General features: G+C 62.9%; 11 protein-coding genes. 7 read left to right on the top strand and 4 right to left on the bottom strand.

Annotated elements, in window-relative coordinates:
- The first annotated feature begins 32 nt into the window (after nucleotides 1-32).
- Genes WHX56_RS21985 through WHX56_RS21975 form a run of 3 tightly spaced genes read left to right on the top strand, consistent with a single transcriptional unit; the run spans nucleotide 33 to nucleotide 3,397 of the window.
- The gene (locus WHX56_RS21985; protein WP_129242496.1) at nucleotides 33-1,271 is read left to right on the top strand and encodes a CoA transferase; all 1,239 of its coding nucleotides are present in this window, start codon (nucleotides 33-35) and stop codon (nucleotides 1,269-1,271) included.
- Nucleotides 1,272-1,306: 35 nt separating this feature from the next.
- Entirely contained in the window at nucleotides 1,307-2,392 is a 1,086-nt protein-coding gene (locus WHX56_RS21980; protein WP_338878996.1) for a MaoC family dehydratase, read from the top strand.
- A gap of 30 nt (nucleotides 2,393-2,422) precedes the next feature.
- Nucleotides 2,423-3,397, top strand: a complete 975-nt coding sequence (locus WHX56_RS21975) for a Bug family tripartite tricarboxylate transporter substrate binding protein (RefSeq protein ID WP_129242498.1) — start codon at nucleotides 2,423-2,425, stop codon at nucleotides 3,395-3,397.
- 168 nt (nucleotides 3,398-3,565) lie between these two features.
- On the opposite strand, the gene WHX56_RS21970 is transcribed toward WHX56_RS21975, so the two are convergent.
- Nucleotides 3,566-5,977 (bottom strand): DNA/RNA helicase domain-containing protein, encoded by a 2,412-nt coding sequence (locus WHX56_RS21970; RefSeq protein ID WP_338878995.1) that lies wholly within the window; start codon nucleotides 5,975-5,977, stop codon nucleotides 3,566-3,568.
- A 24-nt stretch (nucleotides 5,978-6,001) separates the two neighbouring features.
- Entirely contained in the window at nucleotides 6,002-6,352 is a 351-nt protein-coding gene (locus WHX56_RS21965; RefSeq protein WP_129242500.1) for a nucleotide pyrophosphohydrolase, read from the bottom strand.
- A 139-nt stretch (nucleotides 6,353-6,491) separates the two neighbouring features.
- Here WHX56_RS21965 and WHX56_RS21960 point away from each other — a divergent pair, with 139 nt between their 5' ends.
- Both WHX56_RS21960 and WHX56_RS21955 read left to right on the top strand, forming a co-directional pair.
- Complete coding sequence (locus WHX56_RS21960) at nucleotides 6,492-6,755, top strand: helix-turn-helix domain-containing protein (RefSeq protein WP_062680171.1); 264 nt, start codon at nucleotides 6,492-6,494, stop codon at nucleotides 6,753-6,755.
- A gap of 1 nt (nucleotide 6,756) precedes the next feature.
- Nucleotides 6,757-8,097, top strand: coding sequence for a type II toxin-antitoxin system HipA family toxin (locus WHX56_RS21955; protein WP_338878994.1), 1,341 nt, complete (start codon nucleotides 6,757-6,759; stop codon nucleotides 8,095-8,097).
- A gap of 24 nt (nucleotides 8,098-8,121) precedes the next feature.
- Here the strand turns inward: WHX56_RS21955 and WHX56_RS21950 are convergent, their stop codons facing one another.
- The gene (locus WHX56_RS21950) at nucleotides 8,122-8,349 is read right to left on the bottom strand and encodes a MerR family DNA-binding protein (RefSeq protein WP_422393668.1); all 228 of its coding nucleotides are present in this window, start codon (nucleotides 8,347-8,349) and stop codon (nucleotides 8,122-8,124) included.
- An 83-nt stretch (nucleotides 8,350-8,432) separates the two neighbouring features.
- Between WHX56_RS21950 and WHX56_RS21945 the strand changes: the two genes are divergently transcribed.
- Together WHX56_RS21945 and WHX56_RS21940 are read left to right on the top strand one after the other, a co-directional pair.
- Nucleotides 8,433-10,325: a hypothetical protein gene (locus WHX56_RS21945; RefSeq protein ID WP_338878993.1), complete on the top strand. Its 1,893-nt coding sequence runs from the start codon at nucleotides 8,433-8,435 to the stop codon at nucleotides 10,323-10,325.
- 153 nt (nucleotides 10,326-10,478) lie between these two features.
- On the top strand, nucleotides 10,479-13,196 hold the full coding sequence (locus WHX56_RS21940; RefSeq protein ID WP_338878992.1) for a cation-transporting P-type ATPase: 2,718 nt from the start codon (nucleotides 10,479-10,481) through the stop codon (nucleotides 13,194-13,196).
- On the opposite strand, the gene WHX56_RS21935 is transcribed toward WHX56_RS21940, so the two are convergent.
- Nucleotides 13,183-14,283, bottom strand: coding sequence for an NAD(P)-dependent alcohol dehydrogenase (locus WHX56_RS21935; protein ID WP_338878991.1), 1,101 nt, complete (start codon nucleotides 14,281-14,283; stop codon nucleotides 13,183-13,185). The genes WHX56_RS21940 and WHX56_RS21935 overlap by 14 nt on opposite strands.
- Nucleotides 14,284-14,365 lie beyond the last annotated feature (82 nt).

Raw genomic sequence — 14,365 nt, 5'->3', positions numbered from 1 at the left:
GACGCTTGGTTGCGATTGTGAGAGAACCCATCATGAGCCAACCCTTCTTGCGCGGTGTCCGCGTTATCGAGAGTTCCGCATTCATCGCAGCGCCGCTGGCGGGGATGACGCTTGCCCAGTACGGGGCGGACGTCGTGCGGATCGACATGATAGGCGGCGGCATCGACTACGGCCGTCTGCCACGCATGCCCGAGGGCCGCAGCCTCTATTGGACGGGGCTGAACAAGGGCAAGCGATCGGTCGCGGTGGATATCCGTCGGCCCGAAGGCAGGGAACTGGTGCAAGCGCTAGTGAGCGCTCCGGGCGAGCAAGGCGGTGTATTGCTTACCAATATCGGCGTGCCCTGGTTGTCGCACGACGCGTTGGCGCGCCAGCGCGCCGACGTCATCACTTGCACCATCGAGGGCCATGCAGACGGGAGCACTGCCGTCGACTACACCGTCAACTGTGCCACGGGCTTGCCCGCCATGACGGGTAACGGGTCTGAGCAGGCGCCGGTGAACAGCGTGCTGCCCGCGTGGGACATCGCATGCGCCTATCAGGCCGCCTTCGCCATTTCGGCCGCGGTGCAAGGCCGCGCCGTCACCGGAACCGGCGCGCAGATGCGGCTGGCGTTGTCAGACGTGGCGTTTGCCACGATGTCGCACTTGGGCTACCTGGCAGAGGCGGAGCTATTGCACGTTGATCGGCCTGCGCTGGGCAATTTCCTGTACGGCGCGTTCGGCAAGGATTTCGGCGCGCGGGACGGCCGGCGTCTTTACGTGGCTGCCATATCGCTAGGGCAATGGAAGGCCTTGGTGGCGGCCTGCGGATTGCAGGAGGCAGTGCGGCGCATCGAAGCGGCGACGGGCCTGAACCTCGATGACGAAGGCGACCGTTACGCTGCACGGGAGGCCATCGCGGCCGAGATCGTCCCGTGGTGTGCGGCGCGCAGCCTGGAGACCATCGGGCAGCGCTTCACCGAGCAGAAAGTCTGTTGGGGAACCTATCGCACGGTTCGGCAGGCGGTCGCCCAGGATCCCCGGCTGGGAAGTGCCAATCCGGTTTTTCAGACTGTGCATACGGCAGGGGTCGGGCGTCACCTGGCCGCGGGTGGCGCTGTGCGCCTGATGGGAGTCCCGCACCCGCCCGTCGTTCCTGCTCCGATGTTGGGCCAGCACACCGACGAGGTATTGGCCGACGTGCTGGGGTTGGGCGATGCGGCGATCGGCCGCTTGCTCGCCCTGGGCATCGTCGCGGGCCCCGCACAAGACCCCCTTATGGCCGGCTGAGGGGCTTGACCGGCCCGGCATGACTGGAGATCTCTATGGAAACCCCCCTTCGCTACGGCAACTGTTTCGAGGACTTCCAGCCCGGGCAGGTATTCCGCCACGCTACGCCGCGAACCGTGACCGATGGCGACAGCGCCGTGTACACCGCGCTGACCGGTACGCGCGTCCTCTGCCACTCGTCCGAGATGGCCGCACGCCAGCTCGGCTATGCGGGACGCCCGCTGGACGATCTGCTGGTGTTCAACATCGCCTTCGGCAAGACCGTTCCCGACATCTCGTTGAACGCGGTGGCCAATCTGGGCTATGCGGATGTGCGGTTTCTCGCCCCGGTCTATGCGGGCGATACGCTTAGCGCCGAGAGCACCGTCATTGGCGTGAAGGAGAATGCGAGCAGCCCAAGCGGGGTTGTGTATGTGCTCTCGGTCTGCCGCAATCAGCATGGGGCATGCGTATTGAGTTGGGTACGCTGGGTGATGGTCCGCAAGCGCGACGCCGACGCGCCTGCGCCAGTAGCCCTGGTGCCGAAACTGCCTTTGGCCGTTGCGCCCGGCCAGTTGGTCGCGGCGCCGTCGATACGTACCGCAGACGCTCTGGAAACTTGGTGCAGGGCGAGCGGTTCACGGCGGCTGTGGGGTGACTTCATCGCCGGTCAGCGTATCGACCATCCCTGCGGTATGACGATAGAGGAGGCCGATCACATGTCGGCCACTCGGCTCTACCAGAACAACGCGCGCGTTCACTTTGACGCGATCCATATGCGTGACTCGGCCACCGCCCGGCGGCTGGTATATGGGGGGCACGTAATCTCCGTGTGCCGCGCGCTGTCGCACGACGGGCTCGAAAACGTCCTTTCCGTGCTGGCAATCAACGGCGGGAGGCATGTGGCGCCCACAGTCGCGGGAGACACCTTGTACGCCTGTTCCGAAGTGATGGAACGGCTGACGTTGCCCCAACGCCAGGATGTGGGTGCGCTACGGCTGCGCCTGCTCGGCTTAAAGAACGTGGCGCCCGCGGATGTGGATGTCCTGCGCGGTGCCGATGGCAAGCAGTATCACCCGGCTGTCGTGCTGGACCTGGATTACACCGTTGCCGTGCCTGCCGGCAGCCTCGCTGGCAGATAAAACGATTTCATTATCCAATAGGAGACAACCATGCGTTTTTCCCGCTACTCGATTGCAGCCGCCACGATGGGACTTGCAGCAATGACTTGCGTGTCGGCCCAGGAAGCCTACCCGTCCAAGCCGGTGCGCGTCGTGGTTCCGTGGACCGCGGGCCAGGCCACCGATGCGGCCGCGCGAGCGGTGGCCGAGCGTTTGAACGACAGCATGAAGCAGGCATTCATCATCGACAACCGGCCTGGCGCGGGCGGCGCGATCGGTAGTGAGACAGTGGCTCGATCCGCGCCCGACGGCTATACCCTCCTGGCAGGATCGACAGGCTCGGTTACCATCAATCCGCTGCTGTTCAAGACCAACTACGACACCCAGAGTTTTGCGCCAGCGGGCATCATCGCGACGGTGCCCTATGTGCTGGTCACCGCCGCGTCCTTTCCGGCAAAAGATGCACGAGAGTTGGTCGCGCTGCTTAAGGCCAACCCCGACAAGTACAGCTTCGCCTCTTCCGGCAATGGCTCGATCGGACATTTGACCTCCGAGTTGTTCATCTCGCAGATCGGTGCGAAGGTTTCACACATTCCATATAAGGGCAGTAGCGGCGCACTCGTCGACGTGATGGCGGGGCGTGTCGATTTCATGTTCGACTCGGTGACCTCGGTGCTACCTCAGTTGAAGTCCGGCAAGATCCGTGCGTACGGAATTTCTTCCTTGAAGCGAAGCAGCTCGTTGCGTGAGGTGCCGCCTTTGGCCGAGTCGGCTGGACTCCCCGGCTTCGACCTCTATGCTTGGATCGGCCTGTTGGCGCCAGTGGGAACCCCTGAACCTGTCCTGGAGTCTCTGAACAAGGGGATCCACGCTGCCGTGTCGTCGCCCTCGATCAAGGAAAAGTACCTGACGCTGGGTATAGAGCCTGTCGAGGCCTCCTCACCCTCCGACATGACGAAAGTCATCGAGGCCGAGCGCAGCCGCCTGCAAGAACTGATCCGGACCGCTCTCATCCAAGCCGACTGACTCGCCGGGCCTGGCCCGCGAACCGAACCCGCACGCAGCCGCTTCGACCGCCTTGCTGCCGCGCGGGTTCGGTGCCGGCGATGGTCGCGTGGTCCGGCGCAAGCCCGCTGGACCGAACTTGAAAATGTAGTCTGAGTCTATGGTCTGGCCTGTACCTATGACGAGTGGTCAGGCCTCGTTATCGAGAACGGTCAGCAGTTCCGCTACGATCATGAAATCATCGCCAGCGGCTTCCCGATGGATCACTATCGGCTCGTAGCCGGGTTGCAGCGAGTCCGGATGCAGCACGATCTGCTCGTGCTGCCAACTGCCGTCCGGGTTGATCGTCTTCTCGCTGGAGTAGACCTTGATGGTGTATTTTCCGCCTGTTTCAGGATCGTCGATGCTCCGGTGTTGGACGATCACGACTTTGCCTTGGCGGGTGCCGCTGGGATTCGCGCGGAACAGGCACCATGATCCGTTCGGAATACGCCGGCTCATGGATTCGCCTACGACTTGAGCCACGAAGAGACCTGGCTGGGGAGTGACCCAATCAGGCGGTTCGAGCCATTGGTTGGCGGCCTCTTCGAGTGCTTGGATGTCTGAGAACGCGCCAGCCGCCATTTTGATGTCGATGAGCGGCAGCGCAGCCATGCTGTTCTGGCGCTTAGGCTCCGTGATCTGCCTTAAGGGTACGACGTTGGAGTCCTCCAGGGAGACCACGGAGGTTGGCTCTAGGGTCGTGCTCAGTCGGCTGCGCAGATAATCGGCGAGTGCCTTGTCGGTGCAATAGACGTAGCAGCCTTTCATGCCGCGAGTCATCAGCGTACGGTAGGTATTCTTGATGATGAGGTCACCGAGTTCCCGAGCGCGTTCGGGATCTTCTCGCACCATCTTCTTGAGACCTCGGACCGATTGGTCCGAGGAGGCGCGTTGGGTGGGGTCGGTCACAATCTGGCCATTGCGAAAGGCCAGGTCGTTTCCAATAATCACGCCAACATAGTCCAGTTCCAAACCCTGGCAGGTGTGAATGCAGCCCACCTCTTGTACGGAGCCGGGTTTGACGATCCAGAGACTGCCGTCTGTACTAAGGTTCCAGCGCTTCTGATAATCGAATTGCGGGAGTCGGATGTCCCACGCTTCGGGGTTGTTCTTGCTTGGCCAAGGCCAGCAATAGCCGGCAACAACGCGGGATCGATTATTTGCCTGGTTCTTTGCGGCAATGAGATCGTGCATTTCGGCGGGATTATCAAATACCCGGAAATCGTACTCGGACGGATCGAGCATTTGATTGGCGGTCGGCCGAATTCCCAGTGTATTCTCCAACCAAGCAAGATAGCCCTCAGAGCCGTTGCATCGGAATTGCGACGTCAGCGCAAGTTCCGTGATTTCTGCGCCCAGCCTCCTGGCGTGCCGCCTCAGTTCTTCGGTGTGGCCAATATCGAAGATCGTGACTCGTTGATCGTCGTCCGTGAAGAAGACGGTACACCGCGCGGACCGAATGATCTCCAGGACCTGGTTCTCCCCCTCATTGCGGTAAAGGCCGCTCTTTTCGTTGAGCCGATGTGCTTCGTCCACCAACAGGATGTCATAGGTGTCGGACTCGTCCTTCGTGAAGGCGCCCGAACCGCTGAAGAGGTTGCCGATCCGGGTCTTGGTGAAGGTGCCCGTCAGTTTGGCTTGAAAGACTTCTCGGGGGGCGCGGTTCTTGGTTACGTAGCGTGCGTTGCGTTGCCGGCCGATCAACGCCGCTAGCAAGTTAATGGCGAGCACTGACTTTCCGGTGCCTGGTCCGCCTTGCACGATGACGACCTGCTTCTTCTCCTCCGACCGGGCTTCGATCTGCAAGATAGACTCGTAAACGACTTTTTGCTGATCAATCAGCACAAATTCGCTCTTGCCTTGCATCAGGCTGGCTACGTAATCCACCAGGCTTTTTGATGGCTGGATGCGGCCGTGCTCGATGGCGTAGAGGGATTTCAAACGATCGCCGCGTCGCACGTGTTTGCTGATGAAGCGGCTCAGCTTTTCCTTGTCGCTCTTGAGAAAGAGAGGCGCTCGCTGGATATGCGGTTCGTAATGCGGATGGTCGATCTGCCCGTCGCGGGGATGGTTGTGCAGGTAGGCGCAGGGTTGCAGGCGAATGCCTTGTTCGTGCACGGCGGCATTGAGATCTTCGAGCCGCGCGGCATACGACCATGCCTGATAGGAGGGATGGGGGCCTTCGATCTCGGCGTTGCGTCCGCCGCGTCGTGCCCAGACGATCCCGTCCTTGCTGCTATATCGAGAGCTTGACCACTGTTTCAACTCGATAATCACGACCTTGGGGGATCCCGTTTCGTCTTCTCCCGTGATCATGAAATCGATGCGCTGAGAACTGCTGGGTAACTGGTACTCGATCGCGATGCCTGCGTCGTCCGGGATTTCCTCGTCCTGTAGCACTTTGGCCATCTCAAACAACGAGCTTCGCCAGGAGCGCACTTCACTTTCACCCCCACCGGCGACGCCAGCATGGCGGACGTGGCGGAGCACGATGTCTTCGATGTCATCACGGAGCGTGTGATGAAGAAACTCCGTCTTGCTGGCTTGGTAAATGATCACTGCTGCACCTGTGTTCCAACAAACTCAAAGCTGGTCGTATTTCTTGCTGCTACCTTTGGCGCGGCTGACAGGATACTTTTGGGCGTTGATGTGGATCTTGGCCTGCGCCGCTTTCACAGGGTCGAGGCCAAGCATGTTGCTCAGTTGGATAAGGTAGAGGAGTACATCCGCGATCTCGCTGCCTACAGCCTCTAGTTTTTCGGGCGGGAGCATTCGGCTTTGCTCTTCCGTCATCCACTGGAAGTGTTCGAGTAGTTCTCCCGCTTCCACGATTAGTGCTGATGCCAGGTTCTTGGGCGAATGGAACTGCTCCCAATCGCGTGCCTTTGCGAACTCGCGTTGTTGCTGACTGAGGGATTGGAGCGTATCGGCCATGGATTTTCAGCGGGGAATAATGCTGCCGGTTATGTGGATCTGTTAGGACCTGTTGCTAGAAGGATAGTTGTTTTCCAGATATTTGACAATTATCTGTATATCAGATATTTTTCATTTAACTGAATTCCGGGTATCCGCCATGACGCCCACCTCCCATACCCTGATCACCGCCGTCCAGCTAGCCGCGGTACTCCAGGCCACGCGCAAGGCCCAGGGGCTGACCCAATCGGCGCTGGCTGCCCGTATCGGCCTGAGCCAGTCGCGGGTCTCTCATTTGGAGCTCAATGCCCACGAGCTGAGCGTGGAGCAACTCCTCGCATGGTGCGCAGCGCTGGGCCTAGAGCTGGCCATCGGGACCCGGGGCAGCGCCGCGGTGTCCGCCGAGCCGACCGCGGATTGGTGACATGGGGCGTCGATCGCACAGCCGCAGCCTATCTATCTGGACCAACGGCGTCCGCGTCGGTCGCTGGACGATTCCCGCTCGTGGAGAGATGGAGCTGCAATATGACGCGAATTGGGTCGGTGCCGACATCGGCCGGCCACTCTCGTTGTCGTTGCCGTTCAACCTGCAGAACCTGCCGCTCAGGGGCGAGAAGGTCGCCAATTATTTCGACAACCTGCTTCCGGACAGCGATGCCATCCGCAGACGCGCGGCCGAGCGATTCAAGACGGGATCGATAGAACCGTTCGATCTGCTGGCTGCGATCGGACGCGATTGCGTGGGCGCCGTGCAGTTGCTGGGACAGGACGAGGAGCCGGAGGGCTTCGACCGTATTGAGGGCGTTCCGTTGTCCGAGGAGGACATCGAGCGGCACTTGATCGAAACCGTTTCGCCGCTGGCCTTCGCGGCGGGGCGGGACCCGGACGCGGATTTCCGCATTTCGCTGGCCGGCGCGCAGGAGAAGACGGCTTTCCTTTGGTGGGGCGGGCAGTGGCTCGTACCGCAGGGCGCTACGCCGACGAGCCACATCTTCAAGCTTCCGCTCGGGCTGATGGGCGGGCGCCGGGCGGACTTCAGCACTTCCGTCGACAACGAATGGCTGTGCCTGCGGCTGCTGAAGGCCTATGGGTTGGCCGTGGCCGACGCCGATATCGCAACCTTCGGCCGGCAGCGCGTGCTGGTGGTGGAGCGCTTCGATCGGCGCGTCGCGCCCAACGGCCAGTGGCTTATGCGTCTTCCGCAGGAAGATTTCTGCCAGGTTGAAGGCTGCTCGCCGCTGCGCAAGTATGAGAACGAGGGCGGCCCCGGGCTCAAGGCCTTGTTCGCCACGCTGCGGCAGTCGGTGAACGCCGAGGGCGACATGAAGACGTTGATGGCGGCGCAGGTGCTGTTCTGGCTGCTGCGAGCGCCCGATGGCCATGCCAAGAACTTCAGCATCCAGCTTCGGCCGCGCGGTCGTTTTCAGTTGAGCCCGCTGTATGACGTGATGTCGGTCTATCCGGTGCTGGGCGACGGTCCCAGCCAGTGGTCGCCGTATGGGATCAAGTCCGCGATGGCCTTGCTAGGCAAGAACCGCCACTACGAGATGCACAGCATCCAGCGCAGGCACTTCAACAGTACCGCACAGAGAATCGGCTACGCCGCGACGGCGGAACCGATTATTGATGAACTTCTCGCCCGTACACCGGCGGCGATTGCGGAAGTTCAAGCTGCGCTGCCGAGAGATTTCTCGCCGCGTGTCGCCGATGCCATCCTGGGCGGGCTTGAGCAGGCCGCGAAGGCGCTCGGCGCGATGGCGCCGTAGGCAGGGGAGAGGGACCGATCTTCGCTACGGCCGCTCCAGAATCCGTGCCCCCGGGCCTTCTTCCCTCAGTCTGTCCATGGGTTTGCGCAGCGGGCAGTCTGTGAGCGACAGGCCCCCGCAGCCTATGCAGTTGTCGAGTTCGTCGCGCAGCCGCGTCAGGCGTTTGATCCGGTCGTCCAGATTGGCGCGCCATGTCGACGACAGCTTGCGCCATGGCTTCGCTGTGAGCTTGTCGCCCGGAAGGTACGGTATTCTTCCGCGTGAGCAGAGGGCCAGCCTCGATTCCGCAAGTGCGGATGCTGGCGCTTTGCGAGACTTGCGACCAGGACACAGAGATGAAAAGGACGCGGGAGAAGATCAAGGAAAAAGTGATGGCGGCCTTGGAGCTGCCATCCGCGCCAGCGGAGGAACTGGCGGCGGTCTTGCGGGAGGTGAAACTGCATCGCCTTTATGCCGATCCGGACATCACAGGCCTGCTTCGGAAGCGGGACGAGGTTCGGGACGTGCGGGAACTCCTGGACGATGCCGATATTTTCGTGGCGCTGGATCGTTCATTTACCGACCGTATCGCCGCCATCGGCGCAAGATTCGATTCCAGGTCCGACGAGCTCTATCACACGATGCTGGTGCACGAGCAACAGCTCAGATCCACCTGCGGGTTGCCGACCTACGAGCATTTCAACACCTCGATCGTGGTGGAGTTCTTGGACGAGGGCCATTACAAGAATCCCTTGGACTTCGGCGCCTCGGTGGACTACGCCATGTCCTACTTCTCCCTCACGCTGAGGTCGTTCCTGGAAGCGGGGGAGAGGATGAGCGTGCACTATGACAGTACGAAATTCGACGCGGCATGCCTGCATCTTCCTCTGAGTGGAGAATGGGCGATCTTCCACGAACGACGGTCGATCTGGGAACATGGGCAAGCGAGGGGAACGCGGCATGAGAACGCTGTAGTCTTCGATGCCAGCGGGTCCGAATTGCTGTCTGCGTTCAGGGTGTCGCTCAGCCGTCTTCGCGGGGTCAGGCAAGGGGAGTCCTTCAATCCGATGACCCATCCGGCAGTCATCGGCTCCACCCGGAAATTGCCTATCGATGGGTTCAGGTCGAACGACGAGGTGAAGTCCGCCTACATGACGACCCAGCAGTTCTACTCGGAAGACCTGCGGGAGGAAGTCCGGGGAGCCAGGCTGTGCGAATGGATTCGCGCCTATACGGTAGTCAAGGAGATTGCGAAGAAGCATATTGAATCGCATCCCTTGATTGGGCAGCCGGCAACGTTGCTGCTGCACAAGACAGCCGATTTTTTCCTGGCCGAGTTTGTCGCGGCGGGAATCCCGGTGAAATCTGCCGAGCAGATTCTGTGCCGCTTCATCTTCAATGCGTCCTCGAAGGACATTCTTGATTCGCCATTGATTCCCTTCAATGGCGAACTGGTCTTGGTTCCCACGGCGGCCATGCTGATCGAGCCGGCTTTTTCGCTGGAGTCTCTCCTGAAAAGCATAAGAAGCAGGAAGGACGAGCCGAACCATGAGCTGCAGTTCATCGGGCCGGGCTTCGAGAAACTGACTCGCCGGGTACTGGCGAATGCGGGCATCGTCGCGAGAAAGGTCAAGCATAAGAACCGGGATTGCGATGTGGCCTTCGTGTTGGAAGAGGACGTCTTGTTCCTGTGCGAATGCAAGGGCCGGTTCCAGACCAGCGATTTCCGCAGCTACGTGGAACTGGAGGCTGAGCTTGGCCGGGACGCGGCCCAACAACATCGGAAGACGTGTGACTACTTCGAGAGTCATTTGGCCCACGTCCGCGACCGGCTTGGACTTTCGCCGGAATGGGTGCCGTCCAGGGTGATGAGGGTGATCCTGACGTCCGCAAAGCTGGGGCGGGTGAGATTCAACGAGGACTTTTACGTCATCGACGAGAACATGTTCTACGCCTTCTTCGCCCGCAAGAAGCTCTCCATGCGGCCCTTGGCATCCCGGCGGCGCACCTTCGTCCACGATCCGCGCCTGGACGGCCCGATCACCGTGGATGCATTTATCGCCTACATGAACGATCCGCCCAGTATTTCCCGGACCCGCATGCTGCTGGAGGAGCGCGAGCTCCACTTCGAGCTGGAGGGCCGCACGATCCCGTTCAAGGACGTCGAGTGCTATGGAGAGTTGTTGAAGGAACATAAGGAAAGCGCTGTGTGGACTTTTCCCGGGACGACGGTCCATCACTATTCTTGACGATATCGGCCGCCGGGTGCGTGCGCGCAATAGGGAGCTTTCGCCTGCGGGCGGCGAGGCGGGGGACCGCCGCAGACCCCATATGCTGATAGACTCGAAGGGACCGACCCTGTCGCGAATGAGTCCTGCACGTTACGAAGGCATATTCCATCGATGACTTCCTCCGATCGCTCGTTGTCCGAACAAGAAGATTGGCATGCGCGGCCCGCGATGGCCGTGGAAGAAGCACTACAAACCCGTCCAGCGGGATTGACCGCGGACGAGACCCAGGACAGGCTGGCCCGTTACGGGCCGAACCGGCTGGTCGAGGCGCGGCGCCAGAGCGCGTTCGGGCGTTTCCTGCGGCAATTCCACAATATCCTGCTCTACGTGATGATGGGGTCGGCCGTCATTACCGCGCTGCTTGGGCACTGGATCGACACGGGCGTGCTGATGGCGGCGGTGGTCGTCAACGCCATCATCGGCTTCATCCAGGAAGGCAAGGCGGAAAGCGCCATGGACGCCATCCGGGGCATGCTTTCGCCGCACGCCCTGGTGGTGCGCGACGGGAGCCGCAGCGAAATCGACGCGGCCGGCCTGGTGCTGGGCGACCAGGTCCTGCTGGCTTCCGGGGACCGCGTGCCCGCCGATCTGCGGCTGGTCGAGGCCAAGGAACTGCGTGTCGAAGAGGCGGCGCTCACGGGGGAATCGCTGCCGGTGGAAAAGCAGATCGCGCCCGTGGCGGCGGATGCGCCGTTGGGCGATCGCCAGTGCATGGCGTATTCGGGCACCGTGGTGGTGCACGGGCAGGCGCGCGGGGTGGTGGTGGCCACCGCGGCGCATACCGAGCTGGGCCGCATCAATCAATTGCTCTCCGGCATCGGCAACATGACCACGCCGCTGCTGCGCCAGGTGGATCATTTCGGCCGCGTGTTGGCGGTGGCCATTTTGGCGCTGTCGGGGCTGCTGTTCGTCGCGGGCACGTGGTGGCTGGGCCACGCGCCGGCGGAAATGTTCATGATGGTGGTGGCGCTGGCGGCGTCCGCCATCCCGGAGGGGCTGCCGGCCATCATGACCGTCACGCTGGCGCTGGGCGTGCAGCGCATGGCGCGGCGCCAGGCCGTCGTGCGGCGGCTGCCGGCGGTCGAGGCCCTGGGTTCGGTGACGGTCATCTGCTCCGACAAGACGGGCACGCTCACCCGCAATGAAATGACGGTGCAGCGCGTGGTGTGCGCGAGCGCGGTGACGGACGTCGGCGGCGTGGGCTATGAACCGTCGGGCGAGTGCAGCATCGACGGCCGCGCCGTCGATCCCGCCATCCATCCCTCGCTGGAGCTGGCCATCCGCGCCGGCGTGCTGTGCAACGATGCCGCGCTGCGCGAGGAAGGCGGCGTCTGGCGGGTCGCGGGCGATCCCACCGAGGGCGCGCTGCTGGTGCTTGGGGTCAAGGCCGGCCTGACGCAGGCTGCGGGCCAGCAGGAATGGCCCCGCCGCGATTCCATCCCGTTCGAGTCCGAGCACCGCTTCATGGCGACCTACCACGAGGCAGGGCTGGGCGCTCCGTGGATCTTCGTGAAGGGGGCTCCCGAGCGGGTGCTGGACATGTGCGACTCGCAGGCCGATCGTGACGGCCTGCCCCAGGCGCTGGACGTGGACTATTGGCGCCGCATGGCCACCGACACGGCCGCCAAGGGGCTGCGCGTGCTGGGGCTGGCCTGCAAGCGCGCGGCTCCCCGGACCAGGGCCTTGGGTTTCGGCGATGTGGAAGACGGCTTCATGCTGCTGGCGCTGGTGGGCATGATGGACCCGCCGCGCGCCGAAGCCATCGCGGCCGTGGCGGAATGCCACCGGGCGGGCATCCAGGTCAAGATGATCACCGGCGACCATGCCGAGACCGCGCGCGCCATCGGCGCCCAATTGGACATCGGCGTGGGCAAGCCCGCCATTACGGGCGCCGAAGTGGCGCTGATGGACGACGCGACGCTGCGCGAGACGGTGATGGGCGTCGACATCTACGCGCGCGCCAGCCCCGAGCACAAGCTGCGCCTGGTGCAGGCGATGCAGGCGCTGGGCCAGGTGGTCTCCATGACGGGCGACGGCGTGAACGATGCGCCGGCGCTCAAGCGCGCCGACGTCGGCGTGGCGATGGGCCTGAAGGGCACCGAGGCCGCCAAGGAAGCCGCCGACGTGGTGCTGGCCGACGACAACTTCGCCACGATCGCGGCGGCGGTGCGCGAAGGCCGCGCGGTCTACGACAACCTGAAGAAGTTCGTGCTCTTCATGCTGCCCACGAACGGCGGCGAAGGCCTGCTGGTGATCGCGGCCATCCTGTTCCAGCTCACCTTGCCGCTCACGCCGGCGCAGGTGCTGTGGATCAACCTGGTGACCTCCAGCACCTTGGGCCTGGCGCTGGCCTTCGAGCCGGCGGAGCCCGGCATCATGAGCCAGCGTCCGCGGCCGCCGGGCGAGCCGCTGCTGTCGCTGCTTTTCGTGCAGCGCGTGCTGGTGGTCTCGGTGTTGATGATGGCCGGCGCGCTGGGCCTGTTCCTGTGGGAACTTTCCAATGGCATGTCGGTGGACCGCGCCCGGACCATGGCGGTCAACGCGGTGGTGGCGGCGGAAATGTTCTACCTGATCAACAGCCGCCACATCTACGACTCGGTGCTCAACCGCGAAGGCCTGTTCGGAAACCGATACGTGTGGATCGCCATTGCCGCCTGCGTTGCACTGCAACTAGCCTACACGTACACGCCGTTCATGCACGCCGTGTTTGGCTCGGTGCCGCTGGGCTGGCGCGAATGGCTGGACGTGCTCGGCGCCGGCCTGCTGGTGTTCGCCGGCGCCGAAATCGAAAAATACCTGATGCGCCGCTGGCGCGTCAGGCGGGTTTGACGGCCACCTTGAGCACGTTGTCGCGTTGGTGCGAGAACAGGTCGTAGGCTTCGACGATGTTGTCGAGCTTGTACTGGTGGGTGACCATCACGCCCAGGTCCACGCGGCCGGACTGGATCACGTTCATCAGGCGGCGCATGCGTTCCTTGCCTCCCGGGCACAGCGCCGTGTTGATCTTGTGGTCGCCCAGGCCCGCCGCGAACGCGCTCAGGGGAATCTTCAGGTCTTCGGAGTAGACGCCCAGGCTGGACAGGGTGCCGCCGGGCTTGAGGACGCGCAGGGCGGACTCGAAGGTGCTTTGCAGCCCCAGGGCTTCGATGGACGAATCGACGCCGCGTCCGCCGGTCAGGCGCAGGATTTCTTCAACCACGTCGCAGTCGCGGAAGTTCAGCGTCACGTCGGCGCCCAGCGCCCGCGCGACGTCCAGCCGGTGGGCGTTTCCATCGATGGCGATGATGGTGGACGCGCCTAGCAGCCGGGCTCCGGCCGTGGCGCACAGGCCGATGGGGCCCTGGGCGAACACCGCCACCACGTCGCCGATGCGGATGTTGGCGTTTTCCGCGCCCTTGAAGCCCGTGGACATGATGTCCGGGCACATCAGCACCTGCTCGTCCGTGAGGCCGTCGGGCACCGGCGCCAGGTTGGCTTGCGCGTCCGGCACGAGCACGTATTCCGCCTGGGTGCCGTCGATCTTGTTGCCGAACCGCCAGCCGGCCGTGGCCTGGTAGCCGTGGCAGCCGCAGAGTCCCATCGCGGCGAGATAGCTGCCGTCCTGCGACGCGACGCCGTCCTGGGCGGCATACGAGTTGAAGTTGGGGCAGATCGCGCCGGCGATGACGCGTTGGCCTTCCTGGTAGCCGGCCACCGCGCTGCCCAGTTTCTCGATGATGCCGACGGGCTCATGGCCGATGGTCAGCCCGGGCGCGACGGGATATTCGCCCTTCAGGATATGGATATCGGTGCCGCAGATGGTGGTGGTGGTGATGCGGATGAGGGCGTCGTTGGGACCGACGTCCGGAATCGGCTTGTCGGCGATCTCGATGCGGCCGGGTTCGATAAAGACAGCGGCTTTCATCATGGCGGGCATGGCAATCTCCTGAAGTGCGTGTCGGGTATGGGCTTAGCGTACCGCTTCCAACTACATTCCTGGACGACATTGTTTGCGCCAT

The sequence above is a fragment of the Achromobacter veterisilvae genome (assembly GCF_037619525.1).
Taxonomy (GTDB): domain Bacteria; phylum Pseudomonadota; class Gammaproteobacteria; order Burkholderiales; family Burkholderiaceae_B; genus Achromobacter; species Achromobacter veterisilvae.
Note: the sequence above shows the minus strand (reverse complement) of the source record. Positions and strands in the feature narration are given on the sequence as shown.

Excerpts from the sequence above, each read along its gene's own strand:
- WHX56_RS21985 (WP_129242496.1), top strand. The coding sequence starts at position 33 with ATGAGCCAACCCTTCTTGCGCGGTGTCCGCGTTATCGAGAGTTCCGCA.
- WHX56_RS21980 (WP_338878996.1), top strand. The coding sequence starts at position 1,307 with ATGGAAACCCCCCTTCGCTACGGCAACTGTTTCGAGGACTTCCAGCCC.
- WHX56_RS21975 (WP_129242498.1), top strand. The coding sequence starts at position 2,423 with ATGCGTTTTTCCCGCTACTCGATTGCAGCCGCCACGATGGGACTTGCA.
- WHX56_RS21965 (WP_129242500.1), bottom strand. The coding sequence starts at position 6,352 with ATGGCCGATACGCTCCAATCCCTCAGTCAGCAACAACGCGAGTTCGCA.
- WHX56_RS21960 (WP_062680171.1), top strand. The coding sequence starts at position 6,492 with ATGACGCCCACCTCCCATACCCTGATCACCGCCGTCCAGCTAGCCGCG.
- WHX56_RS21955 (WP_338878994.1), top strand. The coding sequence starts at position 6,757 with ATGGGGCGTCGATCGCACAGCCGCAGCCTATCTATCTGGACCAACGGC.
- WHX56_RS21945 (WP_338878993.1), top strand. The coding sequence starts at position 8,433 with ATGAAAAGGACGCGGGAGAAGATCAAGGAAAAAGTGATGGCGGCCTTG.
- WHX56_RS21940 (WP_338878992.1), top strand. The coding sequence starts at position 10,479 with ATGACTTCCTCCGATCGCTCGTTGTCCGAACAAGAAGATTGGCATGCG.
- WHX56_RS21935 (WP_338878991.1), bottom strand. The coding sequence starts at position 14,283 with ATGCCCGCCATGATGAAAGCCGCTGTCTTTATCGAACCCGGCCGCATC.